Source organism: Enterobacter sp. BNK-13, assembly GCF_048685015.1.
In the GTDB taxonomy this organism is placed as follows: domain Bacteria; phylum Pseudomonadota; class Gammaproteobacteria; order Enterobacterales; family Enterobacteriaceae; genus Enterobacter; species Enterobacter quasiroggenkampii.
Genome location: NZ_JBLQTP010000001.1, coordinates 4359554 through 4380302, shown reverse-complemented (window position 1 = coordinate 4380302; position 20749 = coordinate 4359554). Strand labels below are relative to the sequence as shown.

19 protein-coding genes and 1 pseudogene are annotated in these 20749 nt (G+C 56.6%); 12 read left to right on the top strand and 8 right to left on the bottom strand.

Annotated features, from left to right (window positions below; translation table 11 throughout):
- Positions 1–43 precede the first annotated feature (43 nt).
- Together yidA and ACMGGQ_RS21100 are read right to left on the bottom strand one after the other, a co-directional pair.
- Positions 44–856 (bottom strand): sugar-phosphatase, encoded by an 813-nt coding sequence (gene yidA / locus ACMGGQ_RS21105; protein WP_008500165.1) that lies wholly within the window; start codon positions 854–856, stop codon positions 44–46.
- A 114-nt stretch (positions 857–970) separates the two neighbouring features.
- On the bottom strand, positions 971–1996 hold the full coding sequence (locus ACMGGQ_RS21100) for a zinc-dependent alcohol dehydrogenase family protein (RefSeq protein ID WP_252077998.1): 1026 nt from the start codon (positions 1994–1996) through the stop codon (positions 971–973).
- A gap of 109 nt (positions 1997–2105) precedes the next feature.
- On the opposite strand from ACMGGQ_RS21100, the gene ACMGGQ_RS21095 reads away from it, so the two are divergent.
- A complete protein-coding gene (locus ACMGGQ_RS21095) occupies positions 2106–3041 on the top strand; it encodes a LysR family transcriptional regulator (RefSeq protein WP_262752668.1) in 936 nt (311 codons plus the stop codon).
- Between the two features lie 34 nt (positions 3042–3075).
- Here the strand turns inward: ACMGGQ_RS21095 and gyrB are convergent, their stop codons facing one another.
- The 4 genes from gyrB to dnaA are packed head-to-tail and all read right to left on the bottom strand — an operon-like array spanning position 3076 to position 9088.
- On the bottom strand, positions 3076–5487 hold the full coding sequence (gene gyrB / locus ACMGGQ_RS21090; protein WP_048030320.1) for a DNA topoisomerase (ATP-hydrolyzing) subunit B: 2412 nt from the start codon (positions 5485–5487) through the stop codon (positions 3076–3078).
- 28 nt (positions 5488–5515) lie between these two features.
- Complete coding sequence (gene recF, locus ACMGGQ_RS21085) at positions 5516–6589, bottom strand: DNA replication/repair protein RecF (protein ID WP_048030318.1); 1074 nt, start codon at positions 6587–6589, stop codon at positions 5516–5518.
- On the bottom strand, positions 6589–7689 hold the full coding sequence (gene dnaN, locus ACMGGQ_RS21080; RefSeq protein WP_008500170.1) for a DNA polymerase III subunit beta: 1101 nt from the start codon (positions 7687–7689) through the stop codon (positions 6589–6591). Before dnaN ends, recF begins: the two co-directional genes overlap by 1 nt.
- A gap of 4 nt (positions 7690–7693) precedes the next feature.
- Positions 7694–9088 carry a chromosomal replication initiator protein DnaA gene (gene dnaA, locus ACMGGQ_RS21075; protein WP_039267117.1) on the bottom strand — a complete coding sequence of 465 codons (1395 nt, stop codon included), beginning with the start codon at positions 9086–9088 and terminating at the stop codon, positions 7694–7696.
- A 320-nt stretch (positions 9089–9408) separates the two neighbouring features.
- Between dnaA and ACMGGQ_RS21070 the strand changes: the two are divergent.
- From ACMGGQ_RS21070 to ACMGGQ_RS21025, 10 genes and pseudogenes are all read left to right on the top strand, one after another.
- A pseudogene (locus tag ACMGGQ_RS21070) lies at positions 9409–9459 on the top strand (hypothetical protein); the annotation flags it as partial.
- A 228-nt stretch (positions 9460–9687) separates the two neighbouring features.
- A complete protein-coding gene (gene rpmH, locus ACMGGQ_RS21065) occupies positions 9688–9828 on the top strand; it encodes a 50S ribosomal protein L34 (RefSeq protein ID WP_000831330.1) in 141 nt (46 codons plus the stop codon).
- A gap of 16 nt (positions 9829–9844) precedes the next feature.
- Positions 9845–10204: a ribonuclease P protein component gene (gene rnpA / locus ACMGGQ_RS21060; protein WP_024907873.1), complete on the top strand. Its 360-nt coding sequence runs from the start codon at positions 9845–9847 to the stop codon at positions 10202–10204.
- Entirely contained in the window at positions 10168–10425 is a 258-nt protein-coding gene (yidD, locus tag ACMGGQ_RS21055; RefSeq protein WP_001307474.1) for a membrane protein insertion efficiency factor YidD, read from the top strand. Before rnpA ends, yidD begins: the two co-directional genes overlap by 37 nt.
- A 2-nt stretch (positions 10426–10427) precedes the next feature.
- A complete protein-coding gene (yidC, locus tag ACMGGQ_RS21050) occupies positions 10428–12071 on the top strand; it encodes a membrane protein insertase YidC (protein ID WP_023617679.1) in 1644 nt (547 codons plus the stop codon).
- A gap of 72 nt (positions 12072–12143) precedes the next feature.
- Entirely contained in the window at positions 12144–13508 is a 1365-nt protein-coding gene (mnmE, locus tag ACMGGQ_RS21045) for a tRNA uridine-5-carboxymethylaminomethyl(34) synthesis GTPase MnmE (RefSeq protein ID WP_021242672.1), read from the top strand.
- Positions 13509–13619: 111 nt separating this feature from the next.
- Positions 13620–14795, top strand: a complete 1176-nt coding sequence (locus ACMGGQ_RS21040) for an MFS transporter (RefSeq protein WP_420290460.1) — start codon at positions 13620–13622, stop codon at positions 14793–14795.
- The gene (gene yidZ, locus ACMGGQ_RS21035; RefSeq protein WP_045909359.1) at positions 14764–15735 is read left to right on the top strand and encodes an HTH-type transcriptional regulator YidZ; all 972 of its coding nucleotides are present in this window, start codon (positions 14764–14766) and stop codon (positions 15733–15735) included. Before ACMGGQ_RS21040 ends, yidZ begins: the two co-directional genes overlap by 32 nt.
- A gap of 122 nt (positions 15736–15857) precedes the next feature.
- Positions 15858–16604, top strand: a complete 747-nt coding sequence (locus ACMGGQ_RS21030) for a 4'-phosphopantetheinyl transferase family protein (protein WP_045909358.1) — start codon at positions 15858–15860, stop codon at positions 16602–16604.
- Between the two features lie 36 nt (positions 16605–16640).
- On the top strand, positions 16641–17207 hold the full coding sequence (locus ACMGGQ_RS21025; protein WP_014833835.1) for an NADPH-dependent FMN reductase: 567 nt from the start codon (positions 16641–16643) through the stop codon (positions 17205–17207).
- 91 nt (positions 17208–17298) lie between these two features.
- Here the strand turns inward: ACMGGQ_RS21025 and adeP are convergent, their stop codons facing one another.
- Positions 17299–18636: an adenine permease AdeP gene (adeP, locus tag ACMGGQ_RS21020; protein ID WP_021242668.1), complete on the bottom strand. Its 1338-nt coding sequence runs from the start codon at positions 18634–18636 to the stop codon at positions 17299–17301.
- A 165-nt stretch (positions 18637–18801) separates the two neighbouring features.
- Here adeP and yieH point away from each other — a divergent pair, with 165 nt between their 5' ends.
- On the top strand, positions 18802–19467 hold the full coding sequence (yieH, locus tag ACMGGQ_RS21015; protein ID WP_032648584.1) for a 6-phosphogluconate phosphatase: 666 nt from the start codon (positions 18802–18804) through the stop codon (positions 19465–19467).
- Between the two features lie 31 nt (positions 19468–19498).
- Here the strand turns inward: yieH and ACMGGQ_RS21010 are convergent, their stop codons facing one another.
- On the bottom strand, positions 19499–20674 hold the full coding sequence (locus ACMGGQ_RS21010) for an esterase (RefSeq protein ID WP_420290459.1): 1176 nt from the start codon (positions 20672–20674) through the stop codon (positions 19499–19501).
- Positions 20675–20749: the final 75 nt, after the last annotated feature.

Sequence of the window (20749 nt, the reverse complement as noted above, 5' to 3'; positions counted from 1 at the left end):
CCCTGATGCGCTGTTATCGCATCAGGGTATAGCAAGCGGGTGTTTAGTTCAGCACAAACTTCTCAATGGCGTAAGCCACGCCGTCTTCGAGGTTAGATTTGGTGACAAAATTAGCCACTTCTTTCACCGACGGAATGGCGTTATCCATCGCCACGCCCATGCCCGCGAATTCAATCATCGCGATGTCGTTTTCCTGGTCGCCCAGCGCCATGATTTCGTCCGGCTTGATGCCCAGCGCGTCGGCCAGCGATTTCACGCCGGTGCCTTTATTGACGCGTTTATCGAGGATTTCAAGGAAGTACGGCGCACTTTTCAGCACGGTGTATTTCTCTTTCACCTCGGCCGGAATGCGCGCAATCGCTTTATCCAGGATCTCCGGCTCGTCGATCATCATCACTTTCAGGAACTGGGTGGCCGGATCCATTTTCTCGGCTTCACAGAACACCAGCGGAATGGTCGCCACGTAGGATTCATGTACCGTGTAGTAGCTGATATCACGGTTGGCGGTGTAAAGCGTATTGCGATCGAGGGCGTGGAAGTGGGAGCCCACTTCACGGGACAGTTTTTCCAGGAACCGGTAGTCATCGTAGCTCAGCGCGGTTTGCGCAACCGTACTGCCATCCGCGGCTTTCTGTACCAGCGCGCCGTTATAGGTGATGCAGTAGTCGCCAGGCTGATTCATGTGCAGCTCTTTCAGGTAGCTGTGCACGCCCGCATACGGACGCCCCGTAGTGAGGACCACATTCACACCCTTGGCGCGTGCCGCGGCGATCGCGTTCTTAACGGCTGGAGAGATAGTGTGGTCTGGCAGCAACAGCGTGCCGTCCATATCGATTGCAATAAGTTTGATAGCCATGAGTTCCCCGGGATAAATGAGTGCTGCCTCATGCTAACGCGATTAAGCACACAAAAATAGAGCTATATTGCGCAACAAAAGCCCCCTTTTACGCTTCTCCCGGGGAATAAAGACCTACTCGCGAGTGAGAACGATTTTACCAAACGCACCGCGATCCAGATGCTCAAGTGCCTGTTCAAGCTCGTTAAAACGGTAGCGATGCTCAATCACGGGTTTCAGACCGGTGACATCAACAGCGCGGACGAAATCTTCCAGCGCCCTGCGGTGTCCTACGCCGATCCCCTGAATGACGGGAGATTTCAGCAACAGTTCGCCAGCAGAGAGCGAAATGTCAGTGCCGGCCAGCACGCCAATGACCGAGATACGTCCATGAACGGCAACGGCGCGCAGGGAGTGCTTCAGGTTCTCCCCGCCCACGGTTTCAATAATATGGTCGATACCGCGATCCTGCGTCAGTGCCAGCGTATTTTCAGCCCAGTCGCCTCTCAGGCGGTTGATGCCCTGGCTGGCCCCCAGTTTTTTGGCCAACGCCAGCTTTTCATCGCTCCCCGAGGTGACAAATACCTCTGCGCCGTGCGCCTTGGCAATTTGCAGGGCGAAAATCGCCACGCCGCCCGTCCCCTGTACCAGCACCGATTGCCCGGCGCGCAGCTGGCCGCGTTCCACCAGCGCGAACCAGGCGGTAAGCCCTGCACAGGGTAAGGTGCTGGCCTCTGCGTCATCCAGGGTTTCCGGCGATGCCGCCAGCGCGTCTTCCTTCACAATCACATACTCGGCCAGCATTCCCTGGAAGTATCCACCGGACGTTCTATAGGGCAAATTGCGCGCGTCCGCCTGCGGTTTACCGTCGATCCACTCCGGGAAGAAGGTTGAGATAACGCGAGCGCCAGGCTGGAAACGCGTGACGCCTTCACCAACGCTGTCTACGACGCCCGCCATGTCAGACGCCGGGGTAAACGGGAAGGAAAGCGGAATCGGCATCGTGCCTTCAATCACCATTTTATCGCGATAGTTGAGCGCAACGGCATTCACCCGTACGCGTACTTCACCCGGGCCTGGCTGTGGAATGGGCTCCTGAGTGAGTGTGAGGCTCTCGCGCCCGAGGGCGTTCATCGTCCAGCGTTGCATTGTCTCTGTCATTTCTCTCTCCTGCGATCAAATAAGCTTCAGTACCGACAGTCTAGCGTTGACTCTTCGTCACCAGTGGCGATAAGTTTTCTCTTTATTGATGCCTGAATGGATACAATCCATGACCGATACGCTGAAAGATATTCCTGTTTTTGTCGCTGCCGTGGAGGCAGGAAGCTTTGCACAGGCCGCAGTTCGCCTGCACCTGTCGCGCTCGGCGGTGGGAAAAAGCATTGCTCGCCTTGAGGAACGCCTCGGAGTACGGCTCTTTCAGCGCACCACACGCAGCCAGCGGCTGACCGATAACGGCGCCCTGTTCTACGAGCGCTGTCTGCGCGCGCTGGAGGAGATTCGGGGCGCAGAGTCGCTGCTTGAAACAGGGAAACAGCAGGTCAGTGGCCGCCTGCGTGTTGCCATGCCGGTGCTCTTTGGTCGCCAGTGCGTCGCGCCGCTGTTGATTGAACTGGCGCAGGAACACCCCGGGCTTGAGCTTGAAATGTCGTTCAGCGACCGCGTGGTAGATCTGGTAGAGGAAGGGTTTGATATGGCGGTGCGTAACGGCACGCTGCAGGACAGCAGCGTGCTGGTCGCCAGAAAGCTGGGGGAACACCGCATGGTGCTATGTGCCGCGCCGGATTATCTGCAGAAGAAAGGCCAGCCGCAAAGCGTGGCTGATTTACCCCATCATACGGCCATTAACTATCTGCGCGCAGGCAGAGTCCTCTCCTGGCAGCTGATGGATAATGAGGGGATCTCGCACAGCTTTACTCCCCGTTCATCACTCAATATGGATGATTTGCAGGCCATCTGCGACGCGGCGCTGACCGGGCACGGCATTGCCTGGCTCCCCTGCTGGATGGCCGTTAAAGAAATCCATCAGGGAAAGCTCGTCCCGCTCCTGAAGCAGGCGCCGGATGTCCATTTTGACGTCCATGCGGTCTGGCAGCAGACGCCGCACCTGCCGCTGAGGGTAAGAATGGCCATAGACACGCTGGCGAGCCGTTTACCGTCCGTGATGTCGCTGGATATGCCTGAGCCCATAAAAAAGCCGCGCTAAAAGCGCGGCCAGTTATCGTGCGGTATCACGTCGATTAAATATCGATATTTGCCGCTTTCAGGGCGTTCTCTTCGATGAAGGCACGACGTGGTTCAACCGCATCGCCCATCAGGGTGGTGAACAGCTGGTCTGCAGCAATCGCGTCCTTAACGGTAACGCGCAGCATACGGCGGCTTTCCGGATCCATGGTGGTTTCCCAAAGCTGCTCCGGGTTCATTTCGCCCAGACCTTTATAACGCTGGATCGCGAGGCCGCGACGGGACTCTTTCACCAGCCAGTCCAGCGCCTGCTCGAAGCTGGCTACCGGCTGACGACGTTCGCCACGTTCGATGAACGCATCGTCTTCGATCAGACCGCGCAGCTTCTCGCCGAGTGTGCAGATGCGACGGTATTCCGGACCGGTCACAAATTCGTGCTCCAGCGGGTAGTCTGTGTCGACGCCGTGGGTACGCACGCGAACGATCGGCTCGAACTGATGATCTGCGTTCTGCTGAACATCGCATTTCCACTGGCTGCCGTGCTGCTCTTTCTCGTTCAGATCGGTCACCAGGGCGTTCACCCAGCGGGTGACGGTCTGCTCGTCGCTCAGATCGGCTTCGGTCAGGGTTGGCTGATAAACCAGCTCCTTCAGCAGCGTTTTCGGATAACGGCGTTCCATACGCGTAATCATTTTCTGCGTGGCGTTGAACTCGGACACCAGCCGCTCCAGCGGCTCACCGGCCAGTGCAGGAGCGTGCGAGTTCGCGTGCAGGGTCGCGCCATCAAGTGCGATCGCGATTTGGTACTGATCCATCGCTTCGTCGTCTTTGATGTACTGTTCCTGCTTGCCTTTCTTCACTTTGTACAGCGGCGGCTGGGCAATGTAGACGTGGCCACGTTCAACGATTTCAGGCATCTGACGATAGAAGAAGGTCAACAGCAGCGTACGAATGTGCGAGCCGTCGACGTCCGCATCGGTCATGATGATGATGCTGTGGTAGCGCAGTTTGTCCGGGTTGTACTCGTCACGGCCGATGCCGCAGCCCAGCGCGGTGATGAGCGTCGCCACTTCCTGAGAAGAGAGCATCTTGTCGAAGCGCGCCTTCTCAACGTTGAGAATTTTACCCTTCAGCGGCAGAATCGCCTGGTTCTTACGGTTACGGCCCTGCTTCGCAGAACCGCCCGCGGAGTCCCCTTCCACAAGGTACAGTTCGGACAGCGCCGGGTCGCGTTCCTGGCAGTCAGCCAGCTTGCCCGGCAGGCCGGCTAAGTCCAGCGCGCCTTTACGACGGGTCATTTCACGGGCTTTACGCGCCGCTTCACGGGCACGCGCCGCATCGATAATCTTACCCACCACGATTTTCGCGTCGGACGGGTTTTCCAGCAGGTATTCGCTCAGCAGTTCGTTCATCTGCTGCTCAACCGCCGATTTCACCTCAGAAGAGACCAGCTTGTCTTTGGTCTGTGAGGAGAACTTCGGATCCGGCACCTTCACGGAGACAACGGCAATCAGGCCTTCACGGGCATCGTCACCGGTGGCGCTGACTTTCGCTTTCTTGCTGTAGCCTTCTTTGTCCATGTAGGCGTTCAGGGTACGGGTCATCGCCGCACGGAAGCCTGCAAGGTGAGTACCACCGTCACGCTGTGGAATGTTGTTGGTGAAGCAGTAGATGTTTTCCTGGAAACCGTCGTTCCACTGCAGCGCCACTTCCACGCCGATACCGTCTTTTTCGGTGGAGAAGTAGAAGATATTCGGGTGAATAGGCGTTTTGTTCTTGTTCAGATACTCAACGAACGCCTTGATACCGCCTTCGTAGTGGAAGTGGTCTTCTTTGTTGTCACGCTTGTCGCGCAGGCGAATCGAGACGCCGGAGTTCAGGAACGACAGTTCACGCAGGCGTTTCGCCAGGATGTCGTACTCAAACTCGGTGACGTTGGTGAAAGTTTCGAGGCTCGGCCAGAAACGCACCATGGTACCGGTTTTGTCGGTGTCGCCCGTGACGGCCAGCGGTGCCTGCGGCACGCCGTGTGTATAGAGCTGACGGTGGATTTTGCCTTCGCGCTGGATAACCAGCTCCAGCTTCTGCGACAGGGCGTTTACTACCGAAACACCCACGCCGTGCAGGCCGCCGGAAACTTTATAGGAGTTATCGTCGAACTTACCGCCTGCGTGCAGCACGGTCATGATCACTTCCGCCGCAGAGACGCCCTCTTCCGGGTGAATACCGGTTGGGATGCCACGACCGTCATCGGTGACGGAGACGGAGTTATCCGCATGGATGGTGACCACGATGTCTTTACAGTGACCCGCGAGCGCTTCGTCGATAGCGTTATCTACCACCTCGAATACCATGTGGTGCAGACCGGTGCCGTCATCCGTGTCGCCGATATACATACCCGGGCGCTTACGCACCGCATCCAGCCCTTTCAGGACTTTGATACTGGAGGAGTCATAAGAATTCGACATCAACGTTTCTCGCTCATTTCAACTTGGGTTAATCCGTTATTTTACCCTTTTCCACGGTAAACATCTTCGAATTTTCGTCCGACATGTCTATAACGTGTTCAGCGCTTATCGCGCTGACGAAAACCTGCGACTGCGTGGCTTTTAAGCGGCTGGCAAGCAGCCCGCGCCGCGCGTCGTCAAGTTCCGAGGCAAAATCATCTATCAGGTACAGGCAGCGTCGCCCGCTCTCGCGGGTGAGAAACTCCCCCTGTGCCAGACGTAGCGCACACATCAGGAGCTTGAGCTGCCCGCGCGACAGCGTGTCTTCCACCGGCGCACCGTCAGCACGAATGCGGAAATCCGCCTTGTGCGGGCCGTGCGCGGTGTAGGTCAACATGCGGTCGCGCTCGAAGCTTCTCTCTAACACCTCGGCATAGTCCGTCTCTTTCTCCCAGCCGCGCTGGAAGGAGAAGGTGAGAGAGAATTCAGGTAAAAACTGTTTGCAGGTGTCGGCCATGTCTTCGGCGATACCTGCGCTGTATTCGGCACGCCAGCGGCTGATCTGTTCCGCGAGAGGGATTAACTCCATGTCCCACGGACGCAGCTGGGCGTAGCGCGTCACCTGACGCAGTGCGGCGTTACGCTGCTTGAGCAGACGCTTCAGATTGCTCCAGGCGTTAAAGAATCCGGCTTCGTTGTGAAAGCATCCCCAGTCGAGGAACGCTCTTCTGTATTTGGGGCCGCCGTTGAGTAAAGTAAACCCCTCGGGCGTTATCAGCTGCATCGGCATCAGCAGCGCCAGCTCGGCCACCTTGTGACCGTCGGTACCATCGATGCGCACCTTGCTGTCGCCCTGCTTGTCTTTGGTCAGGCCGATGGCGGTTTCCCGCTCCTCGCCCTGCAAACGCCCGTGCAGAACAAAGGATTCCTGCTCGTGGCGAATGACGCGACCAATCTGCAAACTGCGAAACGCCCGGCCGTGGCCGAGCGTATAGATGGCTTCCAGCACGCTGGTTTTGCCGCTGCCGTTCGCGCCAACCAGGAAGTTAAAGCCAGGGGATAAAGCGAGATCCGCGCTCTCGATGTTGCGAAAGTCGCGGATCAACAGACGGGTGAGCGACATTACAGTCTCATTGGCATGACAACATAGGCAGCCGACTGTGATGCGGCATCTTCAATCTGTACGCTCGAAACGGAGTCGGTCAGCAGGATGCGCACGTTCTCGCATTTCAGCGCATTCAGCACATCCAGCACGTAGCTAACGTTGAAGCCGATTTCCATCTCAGCCCCGGCGTAGGTGACGTCCAGAATCTCTTCTGCCTCTTCCTGCTCCGGGTTGTTGGCGGTGATTTTGATCTGGTTTTCACTCACGTACAGGCGCACGCCGCGGAATTTCTCGTTAGAGAGAATGGCCGCACGCGCAAACGCCTGCTTGAGGCTATCGCAACCGGCTTCCAGCGTTTTGTCCGGATTCTTCGGCAATACGCGGCGATAATCCGGGAAACGGCCATCAACCAGCTTCGATGTGAAGACAAAGTCGCCCACGTGAGCGCGGATGTTATTGCTGCCGATCTGCACGCGCAGCGGCGTGTCGCCACCGTCGAGCATACGCATCAGCTCAATCACCCCTTTACGCGGCACGATCACCGAATGGTTTGGCAGTGAGTCGCCAATCGGCATGGAACAGACCGCCAGACGGTGGCCGTCGGTCGCCACGGTACGCAGTTCTTCACCTTCGGTTTCGAACAGCATGCCGTTTAAGTAGTAACGAACGTCCTGATGCGCCATGGAGAACTGCGTGGCTTCAATCAGACGCTTCATCGTTGCCTGCGGCAGGGTAAATTCCACTTCGCTCTGCCAGTCGTCCAGGTTCGGGAAGTCCGCAGCAGGTAGCGTGGAGAGCGAGAAACGGCTGCGGCCAGAGCGCACCAGCATACGGTCGCCTTCCAGCTGCACGGCGATTTCAGCGCCTTCCGGCAGCCCGCGGCAAATATCAAAGAATTTACGTGCCGGAACCGTGGTCGCGCCCGCGTCGTGCGGCTGCGTCAGCGTAACGCGCGCGATCATTTCCATTTCCAGATCTGTACCGGTCAGCGACAGCGTACCGTCCGCGACCTGAAGCAGCAGGTTTCCGAGAATAGGCAGCGTTGGGCGGCCACCTAATGGGCCACTCACCTGTTGCAGCGGTTTTAATAAATGTTCACGTTCAACGGTAAATTTCATAGCGTCACGATGATAATGTTCTGATTAGATTGGAAAAATCTTCTTTTATGTCGTGGCTTTCTTCGCGTAACTGCTCAATCTTGCGACAAGCGTGCAGCACGGTCGTATGGTCACGGCCACCAAACGCATCCCCGATTTCCGGCAGACTGTGGTTGGTTAACTCCTTTGCCAGCGCCATCGCCATCTGACGCGGACGCGCCACCGAGCGGGAACGACGTTTAGACAGTAAATCTGCCACTTTGATCTTGTAGTACTCAGCCACCGTCTTTTGAATATTGTCGATAGTGACCAGTTTTTCCTGCAATGCCAGCAAATCGCGCAGCGCTTCACGCACAAAATCGATGGTGATCGCACGACCGGTGAAGTTGGCATTGGCGATAACGCGGTTCAGTGCCCCCTCCAGCTCACGCACGTTGGAGCGCAGACGCTTGGCAATGAAGAACGCCACTTCACCCGGCAGGCGAATGTCGTTTTCATCGGCTTTCTTCATCAGGATCGCGACGCGGGTTTCCAGCTCCGGTGGCTCGATCGCCACGGTCAGGCCCCAGCCGAAGCGGGATTTCAGACGATCTTCAACGCCGTTGATCTCTTTTGGATAACGATCCGAGGTCAAAATGATCTGCTGATTACCTTCCAGCAGGGCGTTGAAGGTGTGGAAAAATTCTTCCTGCGATCGCTCTTTGTTGGCAAAGAACTGAATGTCATCGATCAGCAGCGCGTCAACGGAACGATAGTAGCGTTTAAACTCTTCGATCGCATTGTTTTGCAGGGCTTTTACCATGTCCTGAACGAAGCGTTCGGAGTGCATATACACCACTTTGGCATTGGGCTTGCGCGCCATAATGCCGTTGCCCACCGCATGAAGAAGGTGCGTTTTACCCAGACCCGTGCCGCCATAAAGGAACAGCGGGTTGTAGGCCCCACCGGGGTTATCAGCAACCTGGCGAGCCGCCGCGCGCGCCAGCTGGTTCGACTTACCTTCAACGAAGTTATCGAACGTGTGTTTCACGTTTACGTTAGAGCGGTAGGTTGGCTCAGCCGGTGCGGGAACATTATCCCAGCCCTGACGAGCGGGTGCGACGCGAGGGGCCGGAACAGGAGCGGCCTGAGCAGGCGCTGCGACGTTCACGGTTTCACGAACGGTTTGGGTGACCGGCTTTGTACCCACTTCAAAGCGCAGCTGTGGGGCATCTGACCCGCAGAAATCGTTCAGCAGTCCATTGATGTTATTAAGGTATTTGTCCCTTACCCAATCGAGCACAAAACGGTTTGGCGCATACAAAGCCAGCGTGTTATCGCTCAGTTCCGCCTGCAACGGGCGGATCCACATACTGAATTCTGTGGCTGGTAACTCATCCTGCAATCGGGCAAGACACTGCTGCCAAAGCGAAAGTGACACGGCGGACTCCACTCGAACAATAAAAGAAAACTATTGAATATTCATGATTGTTGGCGCACATCGGCATGACCCTGTGTAAAGGGGGACGTGCGAATTGCTATCTGCAATTTATCCTGACCAGGATCCTGGGATCCCGATCGGGACCGCGGATCATAGCCTAAACTGAGCCAGAGATCTTCTGTTTCTCACAGATTCTTCCCGATTTATCCACAGGAAGATCAGAAACCGGTTAAGTGTAAACGATCCTGGCGCGAGTGCCCCACGATTTAGCCCGCATATTGGAAAAATTAATGAGCACAGACAATTTATTGCTTAAATGATCTAACGAAGATCCGGGACGATCCTTGCGCTTTGTCGGTGAGCCCGTATAATCCTCGACCCGGCGCGTGATGCTCATCTTCCTGCGTCGTCCGTTGCTCATTTTCCACGCGAAAACGTGCGGAAATACGCGGGAAATAAGGAAAGAGAATTGACTCCGGAGTGTACAATTATTACAATCCGGCCTCTTTAATCACCCACGCTGAGGCGTTAGTCGTTCGAAACTCGTTCGGGTATACGCAAAAGTCAGTGAATTTATTCAAGTTTAGGTAGAAATCGCCATGAAACGCACTTTTCAACCGTCTGTACTGAAGCGCAACCGTTCTCACGGCTTCCGTGCTCGTATGGCTACTAAAAATGGTCGTCAGGTTCTGGCACGTCGTCGTGCTAAAGGCCGCGCTCGTCTGACCGTTTCCAAGTAATAAAGCTAACCCCTGAGTGGTTAAGCTAGCATTTCCCAGGGAGTTACGTTTGTTAACTCCCGCTCATTTCACTTTCGTCTTCCAGCAGCCACAACGGGCTGGCACGCCGCAAATCACCATCCTCGGCCGCCAAAATTCGCTGGGGCATCCCCGCATCGGTCTCACAGTCGCCAAGAAAAATGTTAAGCGTGCGCATGAACGCAATCGGATTAAACGTCTGACGCGTGAAAGCTTCCGTTTACGTCAGCACGAACTGCCTTCAATGGATTTCGTGGTGGTGGCGAAGAAAGGGGTTGCCGACCTCGATAACCGTGCTCTCTCGGAAGCGTTGGAAAAATTATGGCGCCGCCACTGTCGCCTGGCTCACGGGTCCTGATAGCCCTCATTCGGGTCTATCAACGCCTGATTAGTCCGCTACTCGGGCCGCACTGCCGTTTCACACCAACATGCTCAAGCTATGGAATTGAGGCATTGCGCAGGTTTGGAGTGATAAAAGGCAGTTGGTTGACGGTGAAACGCGTATTAAAATGCCACCCTTTACACCCAGGTGGAGACGACCCCGTCCCTCCAGGACCCTTTGATACCAGAGAACACTAACGATGGATTCGCAACGCAATCTTCTTATCATCGCTTTGTTGTTCGTGTCTTTCATGATCTGGCAGGCGTGGGAGCAGGATAAAAATCCTCAACCACAACAGCAGGTCACGCAGACAACGACCACCGCAGCGGGTAGCGCCGCCGACCAGGGCGTACCGGCCAGTGGCCAGGGGAAACAGATTACGGTTAAGACCGATGTGCTTGAGCTGACTATCAACACCCGTGGTGGTGATGTTGAGCAGGCGCTACTGTTAACCTACCCGAAAGAGCTGAAGTCTAACGAACCGTTCCAGTTACTGGAAACCACGCCTGAGTTTATCTACCAGGCGCAGAGCGGCCTGACCGGTCGTGATGGCCCGGATAACCCGGCTAACGGTGCGCGTCCACTGTATAACGTCGAGAACGACACCTTTGTGCTGGCTGATGGTCAGAACGAACTCGTGATCCCGATGACGTACACCGACGCCGCAGGCAACACCTTCACCAAAACCTTCACCCTGAAGCGCGGTGAATATGCGGTGAACGTGGGCTACAGCGTACAGAACGCCAGTGCGAAACCGCTGGAGCTGTCGACCTTTGGCCAGCTGAAGCAGTCCATCAATCTGCCGTCACACCGTGACACCGGAAGCAGCAACTTTGCGCTGCATACCTTCCGTGGCGCGGCGTACTCCACGCCTGACGCGAAGTACGAGAAATACAAATTTGACACCATTGCCGATAACGAAAACCTGAACGTCAGCGCTAAAGGCGGTTGGGTGGCGATGCTGCAGCAGTATTTCGCAACGGCATGGGTGCCAAATAACGACGGTACCAACAACTTCTACACCGCGAACCTGGGTAACGGTCTTGCCGCCATCGGCTACAAATCTCAGCCGGTTCTGGTACAGCCGGGTCAAACCGGTAAGCTGGCAAGCACCCTGTGGGTCGGCCCGGAAATTCAGGACAAAATGGCCGCTGTTGCGCCGCACCTGGATCTGACCGTGGATTACGGTTGGTTGTGGTTCATCTCTCAGCCGCTGTTTAAGCTGCTGAAGTTCATCCACAGCTTCCTGGGTAACTGGGGCTTCTCCATCATCGTTATCACCTTCATCGTTCGTGGCATCATGTACCCGCTGACTAAAGCGCAGTACACCTCCATGGCGAAGATGCGCATGCTGCAGCCGAAGATTCAGGCAATGCGTGAGCGTCTGGGCGATGACAAACAGCGTCAGAGCCAGGAGATGATGGCCCTGTATAAAGCAGAGAAAGTGAACCCATTGGGTGGTTGCTTCCCGCTGCTGATTCAGATGCCAATCTTCCTTGCGCTGTACTACATGCTGATGGGTTCCGTTGAGCTGCGCCACGCGCCGTTCGCACTGTGGATCCATGACCTGTCCGCACAGGACCCGTACTACATCCTGCCGATCCTGATGGGCGTGACGATGTTCTTCATCCAGAAGATGTCGCCGACCACCGTGACCGACCCGATGCAGCAGAAGATTATGACCTTTATGCCGGTCATCTTCACCGTGTTCTTCCTGTGGTTCCCGTCAGGTCTGGTGCTGTACTATATCGTCAGCAACCTGGTGACCATTATCCAGCAGCAGCTGATTTACCGTGGTCTGGAAAAACGTGGCCTGCATAGCCGCGAAAAGAAAAAGTCCTGATCCGATAAGTTAACGCTAAAATAAGGGCGGTCGATTGACCGCCTTTTTTATTTGTATTGAACGAGAGCAACCATGAGCCATAACGACACTATCGTCGCCCAGGCAACCCCACCGGGACGCGGTGGTGTAGGCATTCTGCGTATCTCCGGCCTGAAGGCGCGCGAGGTGGCCGAAGCGGTACTGGGTAAGCTGCCAAAGCCGCGCTACGCTGATTACCTGCCGTTTAAAGATACCGACGGCACGCCGCTGGACCAGGGCATTGCGCTGTGGTTCCCCGGCCCGAACTCCTTTACCGGTGAAGACGTGCTGGAGCTACAGGGCCACGGCGGCCCGGTTATCCTCGACCTGCTGTTAAAACGGATCCTGACCCTGCCGGGCCTGCGCATTGCGAAGCCGGGCGAGTTCTCCGAACGTGCCTTCCTCAACGACAAGCTCGACCTGGCGCAGGCGGAGGCGATTGCTGACCTGATCGACGCCAGCTCCGAGCAGGCGGCCCGCTCCGCCCTGAACTCGCTGCAGGGGGCATTCTCCGCGCGTGTAAATCACCTTGTGGAAGCACTTACTCACCTGCGCATCTACGTGGAAGCGGCTATCGACTTCCCGGATGAGGAGATCGATTTCCTCTCTGACGGTAAAATTGAAGCCCAACTCAATCAGGTGATGGCCGATCTCGACGCCGTTCGCGCCGAAGCGCGCCAGGGCAGCCTGCTGCGCGAAGGGATGAAGGTGGTGATTGCAGGACGCCCTAACGCCGGGAAATCGAGCCTGCTGAACGCCCTGGCGGGCCGTGAAGCGGCAATCGTGACCGACATTGCCGGTACCACTCGCGACGTGCTGCGCGAGCACATCCACATCGACGGCATGCCGCTGCACATCATCGATACCGCTGGTCTGCGCGATGCCAGCGACGAAGTTGAGCGCATCGGTATCGAACGCGCCTGGCAGGAGATCGAGCAGGCCGACCGCGTGCTGTTTATGGTAGACGGCACCACGACCGACGCCGTTGACCCGGCGGAGATCTGGCCGGACTTTATTGCCCGTCTGCCGGCTAAACTGCCGATCACCGTGGTGCGTAACAAAGCGGACGTGACCGGCGAAACGCTCGGTATCAGCGATGTGAATGGTCACTCACTGATTCGCCTGTCGGCGCGGACCGGTGAAGGCGTGGACGACCTGCGTAACCATCTCAAGCAGAGCATGGGCTTTGACACCAGCATGGAAGGCGGATTCCTCGCGCGTCGCCGTCACCTGCAGGCGCTGGAAGAGGCGGCCAACCACCTTGTTCAGGGTAAAGCGCAGCTGATCGGCGCGTGGGCGGGTGAACTGCTGGCGGAAGAGCTGCGTCTGGCGCAGCAGAATCTGAGCGAGATCACCGGGGAGTTTACGTCGGACGATCTGCTGGGACGGATCTTCTCGAGCTTCTGTATTGGTAAGTGATCCCCGCTAATCCATGGTGATTTCCTTCAGGGAAATCACCATTGTCCAAATGGCAACTCGCCTAATCCCTTTTCACCCCCTATCCTGCATGCCTGCATCTATGGGGGGTTTATGGCGCGTTTTCTGTTTTGTAGTTTCGCATTAGTTCTGCTTTATCCGTCCGGTATTGATATGTATCTGGTGGGATTACCGCATATCGCCCGCGATCTGGGCGCCAGCGAAGCGCAGCTGCATATTGCGTTTTCGGCCTACCTCGCGGGGATGGCGTCGTCGATGGTCTTTGCCGGGAAGATCGCGGATAAAGCAGGCCGTCAGCCTGTCGCTATCGCCGGAGCCATCGTTTTTGCCCTGGCGTCCCTTCTTTGCTCACAGGCGCAAAACAGCACCGTGTTTCTGACCGGGCGCTTTATCCAGGGCATCGGGGCGGGCGGTTGCTACGTGGTGGCGTTTGCCATTTTGCGCGACACCTTAAGCGCCCAGCGTCGCGCCAAAGTGCTGTCGATGCTGAACGGCATTACCTGCATCATCCCGGTGCTGGCCCCGGTCGTGGGCTACCTGATCATGCTGAAATTCCCGTGGCAGAGCCTGTTCTGGACCATGGCGGCGATGGGCGCGCTGGTGTTTATCCTGTCGATCGCCGTGCTGAAAGAGACCCACCCGGGCTCGCAGAATACCGGCCATACCGCAACCATTCACCCGGCAGAGAAGCTTCTCAACCGCTTTTTCCTCAGCCGTCTGGCCGTGACCACGTTAAGCGTGGCGGTGATCCTGACCTATGTAAACGTTTCCCCGGTGTTGCTGATGGAGACCATGGGCTTCGATCGCGGTGAGTATTCAACGGTGATGGCATTAACCGCCATGGTCAGTATGGCTGTGTCATTCTCCGCCCCGTTTGCGCTGAATATCTTCCGCCAGCGCACGCTGATGCTGACCTCACAGGTTTTATTCCTCGCCGCAGGCGCGATCCTGGCGACTACCAGCTCACATGCGGTGATGCTGGTGGGCATTACGCTCATTTGTGCCGGGTTCTCGGTTGGCTTTGGCGTGGCGATGAGCCAGGCGCTTGGTCCCTTCTCGCTGCGGGCAGGCGTGGCCAGCTCGGTGCTGGGTATCGCGCAGGTCTGCGGCTCGTCGCTGTGGATTTGGCTGGCGGCAGTCATCGGGCTTAACGCGCTGAATATGCTGATCGGGGTTCTGATTGGCTGTAGCATAGTCTGCATTACCTTACTTATGGTCATCCAGCCCGCGGCGCACTATGAAGAAGCCCATCAGCAGTCTCGATCTTAACCTGTTGCTCTGCTTGCAGCTTTTGCTGCAGGAGCGCAGCGTTACCAAAGCGGCGAAGCGGATGAACGTGACGCCGTCAGCGGTGAGCAAATCGCTGGCTAAGCTGCGCGACTGGTTCGATGATCCGCTGTTTGTCAAAACGCCGCTAGGGCTGCTGCCGACGCCGCTGACGGTGAGCCTGGAGCAGGATCTGGCTGACTGGATGCAAATTGGCAACCAGATCCTCGATAAATTCCACCATGACTCTCCGGGCGGGCTGACGTTCGTGCTGGCCGCGGAAACGCCGCTGATGCTGATCCGCTTCAATACGCTGCTGGAGCAGGTGAACCAGCGCTATCCGCAGGCGACGGTGAAAATGCGCCAGTGGGATTACGACTCGCTGGACGCGATTACGCGTGGCGAGGTGGATTTGGGCTTCACCGGGCGTGAAACGCATCCGCGATCCCGCGAGCTGCTTAAGCTGATGCCGTGGTTTATCGACTACGAAATCCTGTTCAGCGACCGCCCCTGCGTCTATCTGCGCGAGGATCATCCGGCGCTTCAGCAAGAGTGGAATCTGGAGACCTTCCTGCGCTATCCCCATATCAGCATCTTCTGGGAACGCAGCGATACCTGGGCGCTGGATGAGGTGCTAAAGGAGATGGGACGCGAGCGCACGATTGCCATGAGCCTGCCGGGCTTCGAACAGGCGATGTTTATGGCGGCGCAGCCCGGCCATCACTATATCGCCACCGCCCCGCACTACTGTCACCACTACAATGAACTCCACCAGCGGAAGCTGATCGCCCTTCCCATTCCGATTGATGAGGAGCAGGCGGAAAAATTGACCGTGCCCTTCACGCTGATCTGGCATAAGCGGAACAGCCATAATCCAAAAATCCTCTGGCTGCGGGAGACCATCAAGGCGCTGTACGGTGCGAGCGATCCAATTTTTGCCTAAGAAAATGTAAAGTTCGGTCCTAAGGCTTCTCTTACGCCCATTTACTGATTAAAACAGGAGGCAAGTTAAGCGATAATCATGTAACCGTTTAACCGATTACGACCATTATCAAGGAGCGAAAAATGGCTACGCACTTTGCAAGAGGGATACTGACAGAAGGACGTCTCGTATCGGCAAGAATTTCTTCAGCCTGTCACCGTGAAGCACTCACGCTTCCGGAGCACCGCAGGTCGCGGTTTTTAGCGTCCCGGGCGCTTCTCGCGGAACTGCTGTTTATGCTGTACGGTACCAGCGAGCTGCCGGATATCATTACCCAGCCAGAAGGCCGTCCGGTCTTTGCTGACCCGGATCTTCCTCGTTTTTCCATTGCCTACACGGGCAATATCATTGGCGTCGCGCTAACCACCGAGGGGGACTGTGGGCTCGATATGGAACTTCAGCGTGCGACGCGCAGCTTCCATGGCGCTAATGCGCATGAAGACTATCCGCTCTCAAGCAATGAGAAGCTGTGGGTACGCAACCAGAACGATCCTGTCGAAGCCAGAGCGCAGCTGATTACCTTGCGCCAGAGCATTCGTAAGCTCTGCGGATGTGCCTCAGACGACGCCAGCCTGCTGCAGCTGTTGCCAGGCTCCGGACGTCTGCGCGCCACCCAGGCCACGCTGGTAGAAGCGCTCTGCGACGCTGAGGATGTGCTCATTTGGTCCATCGCGGTGACCCCCGCCATCGAACGCATGAAAATCTGGGAATTTGACAGTCAACAGGGATGGCGTAGCCTTCCTGATGTGCCCGAACGCGCCAACGAGCCCGCCGCACGTCTGATGCGATTAACCAGTTTACCGGCAGAAAAAGCATTTACCCTAAGCTGATCCAATCAGGGTCATCATGATGAAACAGGAGTAATCATGTCTGATACGTTGAAAGTCGTTACGTTACTGGGAAGCCTGCGCAAAGGTTCATTTAACGGGATGGTTGCCCGCACGCTGCCACAGCTGGCGCCTGCAGGTATGGAAATTAGCGCCCTGCCGTCTATTGGCGATATTCCGCTTTATGATGCTGACGTACAGCAGGAAGAAGGGTTCCCGCAGAGCGTTGAAGCGCTGGCCGAACAGATCCGCCAGGCTGACGGCGTGGTCATCGTCACGCCAGAGTACAACTACTCTGTACCCGGTGGTCTGAAGAATGCCATCGACTGGCTGTCCCGTTTACCTGAGCAGCCGTTGTCAGGCAAACCGGTGCTGATCCAGACCAGCTCCATGGGCGCGATTGGCGGCGCGCGCTGCCAGTATCACCTGCGTCAGATCCTGGTCTTCCTCGATGCGATGGTGATGAACAAGCCGGAATTTATGGGCGGAGTGATTCAGAACAAGGTCGACCCGCAAACGGGTGAGGTGGTGGATCAGAGCACGCGCGACCATCTCTCTGGCCAGCTGACGGCGTTCGGGGATTATATTAAGCGGGTTAAAGCCTGATAAAAAAGCCCGGTGGCGCTAGCGCTTACCGGGCCTATACTCGTCAGTAGGTCAGGTAAGCGAAGCGCCACCTGACACCACAAACCGCACCTTAGTGCGCGTCAATAAACACAATCTTCAGCACAAACAGCAGCGCCACAACAATCACGCATGGGCTGAGGTCGCGGAAGCGGCCAGTACCGATCTTCATTACGCAGTAAGAGATAAAGCCCAGCGCGATACCTTCGGTAATCGAGAAGCTGAACGGCATCATCACGGCGGTAATAAACGCCGGCACCGCTTCGGTTAAATCATCCCACTTCACGCGAGACAGGCTGGAGGTCATCAGCACCCCCACGTAGATCAGCGCACCCGCCGCCGCGTACGGAGGCACCATGCCCGCCAGTGGCGAGAGGAAGATCACCAGCAGGAACAGAATACCCACCACAACCGCCGTCAGGCCGGTACGGCCACCCACAGAAACCCCGGAAGAGGATTCAATGTAAGCGGTAACAGACGAGGTTCCGATAAATGAGCCGGTCACAGAGGAGATACTGTCCACAAACAGCGCCTGCTTCATGCGCGGGAATTTCCCTTTCTCATCAGCCAGACCCGCTTTGTCGGTCACGCCAATCAGCGTACCGGAAGAGTCGAACAGGTTCACCAGCATGAAGGAGAAAATCACGCCCGCCAGGCCCAGGTTCAGGGAACCCGCCAGATCAACATGACCAACAACGGTAGAGACGCTCGGTGGCGCGGAAACGATGCCGTTATAGTGAACGTCGCCCAACATCCAGCCCAGCAGCGTGGTCACCACGATGGACACCAGCACCGCCGCATGAATATTACGGGAAGCCAGGATCGCGATGATAAAGAAGCCCAGCACGCCCAGCAGCACGTTATGAGAGGTCAGGTGACCGATGCTCACCAGCGTATCCGGGTTCGCCACGATAACACCGGCGTTTTTCAGCCCCATCATCCCGATAAACAGACCGATACCGCTGGTAATGCCCACGCGCAGGCTCACGGGGATGTTCGCAATCATCCAGTAACGCACGCGGAAAATGGTCAGCAGCAGCAGGCCAACCGCGCCCCAGAAGATGGCGCCCATACCCACCTGCCACGGCAGACCCATCGCCTGAACCACCACGAAGGCAAAGAACGCATTCAGGCCCATCGCCGGGGCCAGCGCGACCGGCAGGTTAGCGAACACGCCCATCAGAATGCTGCCAAGGGCCGCGATCAGACAGGTTGTTACGAAGACGGCGCTGGTATCCATGCCAGCAACGCCCAGAATTTGAGGGTTAACAAAAACGATATAGACCATCGTCAGGAAGGTGGTGAAACCGGCGATCACTTCGGTGCGTGCCGTCGTGCCGTGCTCGCGCAGTTTAAACACGCGCTCAAGCAGACCCTGACCAGATGTCTGGGTAGTGTGTTGTTGACTCATCATCAATTTCCGAACAAGGAGGGAAAATTCGTCGCTATCCTATACCAAAATGCGACAATAGTGGCGGTTACGTGATACTTTTTTCATTGAATTTGCTTATACGGCAACGATTGCGTTCCGGTGAACTGCCGTACGTAAACGTTAAACTGGTTAAAAGGGAAAGGCATGTCCGGAATTGAAGCGGTATTTTTCGACTGCGACGGTACGCTGGTCGACAGTGAGGTCATTTGTTCCCGCGCGTATGTGGCCATGTTCCAGGAATTTGGCATTACGCTGGAACTCGAAGAGGTGTTTAAACGCTTTAAGGGCGTGAAGCTCTACGAGATCATCGACATCATTAACGAAGAACACGGCGTCGTTCTGGAGAAAGCGGCTTTGGAACCGGTGTACCGCGCCGAGGTTGCACGCCTGTTCGATTCGGAGCTGGAGGTGATTCCGGGCGCAAACGCGCTCCTGGATGCCATGACGGTGCCGATCTGCGTGGTCTCCAACGGTCCGGTCAGCAAAATGCAGCACTCGCTGGGCAAGCTTGAGATGTTGCACCACTTCCCGGAAAAACTGTTCAGCGGCTACGATATCCAGCGCTGGAAGCCGGACCCGGCACTGATGTTCCATGCGGCAAAGGCGATGAACGTTAACGTAGAGAACTGCATTCTGGTGGATGACTCGTCTGCGGGCGCGCAGTCGGGGATTGATGCGGGAATGGAGGTGTTTTACTTCTGCGCCGACCCGCACAACAAGCCGATCGATCATCCCAAAGTCACGACCTTCACCGACCTGGCGCAGCTACCCGCGCTGTGGAAGGCCCGCGGGTGGGATATTACGCGTTAAGCAGACCCTCCCGGCAGGGAGGGCGACAGGTTTATCTGAAGAGCTTTTGAACAAACTCAGCATAGGCCGGACGCCAGACATCCATTTCGTGATTCAGACCGGGGTACATTTTATAGTCGAATTTGATGCCCTGCTTTTCCAGCTCCGCTTTCAGACCGGCGATATCTTTGCCGGTCACCGAATCGCGCTCTCCCACGACGACGGTGAAGTTATGCAGCTGACGGTTAATGGCCTCCGGCTGCTTAAAGCGTGCGGCCACGCCGTCGTCAGGCACGGTTGTTGTGGTAACGCCGCTGAACGTCCCCAGCCAGCCGAAGCTCTCCAGATGGTTCATACCGGATACGAGCGCCTGATAGCCGCCCTGTGACAACCCCGCCAGCGCCCGGCCGTCAGCATCTTTACGCACGTTGAAGCGTGTATCCACCAGCGGAATAATCTCGCTCATCAGTTCACGGTCTGCGGCTTTCGCATTAAGCGGGTAGAAGGATTTCCGGCGTTCTGCCGGGGGGAAATTCTCGGGAATGGCCTCAGCGCTCTCCGTCTCGGTGTCGGGAACGACCACCAGCATCGGTTTTATTTTCCCCTCGGCCATCAGGTTATCCATCATTTGCAGCAGGCGGCCCTGATCGATTGCCGAGAGCCCGGTATCCCCAAAGCCATGGTAGAAGTAGAGCACCGGTAGAGGTTCCCCTCTGCCGTTGTAGCCAGGGGGAGTCCATACATAAACGCGGCGCTCTGACTTGAGTGACGGCGAGTGCCAGGTCAGGGTGGTGAGATCGCCATGCGGTACGGCACGATCGTCGAGAATGCTGCCCGGAACCAGAATCAGGCTGGTGTTCACCTGCCGCTGAGGTTTTTGATAACGGCTTCCCGTGTCGACTGAACGGAAACCATCGATGTCGAAATAATATTCGTAGAGATTCGGGGCCATCGGCTCACTTTTCCATGTCCAGACGCCATTTTTCTCTTTCGTCATATCATGGGAAACCTGGGTTTCAGGCATTGACCCCGTCACCACGGAGACTCGCGTTGCGCCGGGCGCAAACAGGCGAAACGTAATGCTTTTATCCGCATTGACCTGCGTCACATAGCGGCTGACCGGGGTAGCCGGGTCGGGTGTCGCTGGCAACGGTGCGGCAATCACGTTTGTTCCAGCACCGATCCCGATGCTGATAGCCATCGCCATGCATGCTAATGAATTTTTCATATCCCATCCTTTGCTGTTTTTTTCGTCTCACGTTAGCGCGTTTCGAACGTCAGGCAACGGATGAAGGGGAGAATT

Coding starts and splice junctions, on each gene's coding strand:
- yidA (WP_008500165.1), bottom strand. CDS start 856: ATGGCTATCAAACTTATTGCAATCGATATGGACGGCACGCTGTTGCTG.
- ACMGGQ_RS21100 (WP_252077998.1), bottom strand. CDS start 1,996: ATGACAGAGACAATGCAACGCTGGACGATGAACGCCCTCGGGCGCGAG.
- ACMGGQ_RS21095 (WP_262752668.1), top strand. CDS start 2,106: ATGACCGATACGCTGAAAGATATTCCTGTTTTTGTCGCTGCCGTGGAG.
- gyrB (WP_048030320.1), bottom strand. CDS start 5,487: ATGTCGAATTCTTATGACTCCTCCAGTATCAAAGTCCTGAAAGGGCTG.
- recF (WP_048030318.1), bottom strand. CDS start 6,589: ATGTCGCTCACCCGTCTGTTGATCCGCGACTTTCGCAACATCGAGAGC.
- dnaN (WP_008500170.1), bottom strand. CDS start 7,689: ATGAAATTTACCGTTGAACGTGAACATTTATTAAAACCGCTGCAACAG.
- rpmH (WP_000831330.1), top strand. CDS start 9,688: ATGAAACGCACTTTTCAACCGTCTGTACTGAAGCGCAACCGTTCTCAC.
- yidD (WP_001307474.1), top strand. CDS start 10,168: ATGGCGCCGCCACTGTCGCCTGGCTCACGGGTCCTGATAGCCCTCATT.
- yidC (WP_023617679.1), top strand. CDS start 10,428: ATGGATTCGCAACGCAATCTTCTTATCATCGCTTTGTTGTTCGTGTCT.
- mnmE (WP_021242672.1), top strand. CDS start 12,144: ATGAGCCATAACGACACTATCGTCGCCCAGGCAACCCCACCGGGACGC.
- ACMGGQ_RS21040 (WP_420290460.1), top strand. CDS start 13,620: ATGGCGCGTTTTCTGTTTTGTAGTTTCGCATTAGTTCTGCTTTATCCG.
- yidZ (WP_045909359.1), top strand. CDS start 14,764: ATGAAGAAGCCCATCAGCAGTCTCGATCTTAACCTGTTGCTCTGCTTG.
- ACMGGQ_RS21030 (WP_045909358.1), top strand. CDS start 15,858: ATGGCTACGCACTTTGCAAGAGGGATACTGACAGAAGGACGTCTCGTA.
- ACMGGQ_RS21025 (WP_014833835.1), top strand. CDS start 16,641: ATGTCTGATACGTTGAAAGTCGTTACGTTACTGGGAAGCCTGCGCAAA.
- adeP (WP_021242668.1), bottom strand. CDS start 18,636: ATGAGTCAACAACACACTACCCAGACATCTGGTCAGGGTCTGCTTGAG.
- yieH (WP_032648584.1), top strand. CDS start 18,802: ATGTCCGGAATTGAAGCGGTATTTTTCGACTGCGACGGTACGCTGGTC.
- ACMGGQ_RS21010 (WP_420290459.1), bottom strand. CDS start 20,674: ATGAAAAATTCATTAGCATGCATGGCGATGGCTATCAGCATCGGGATC.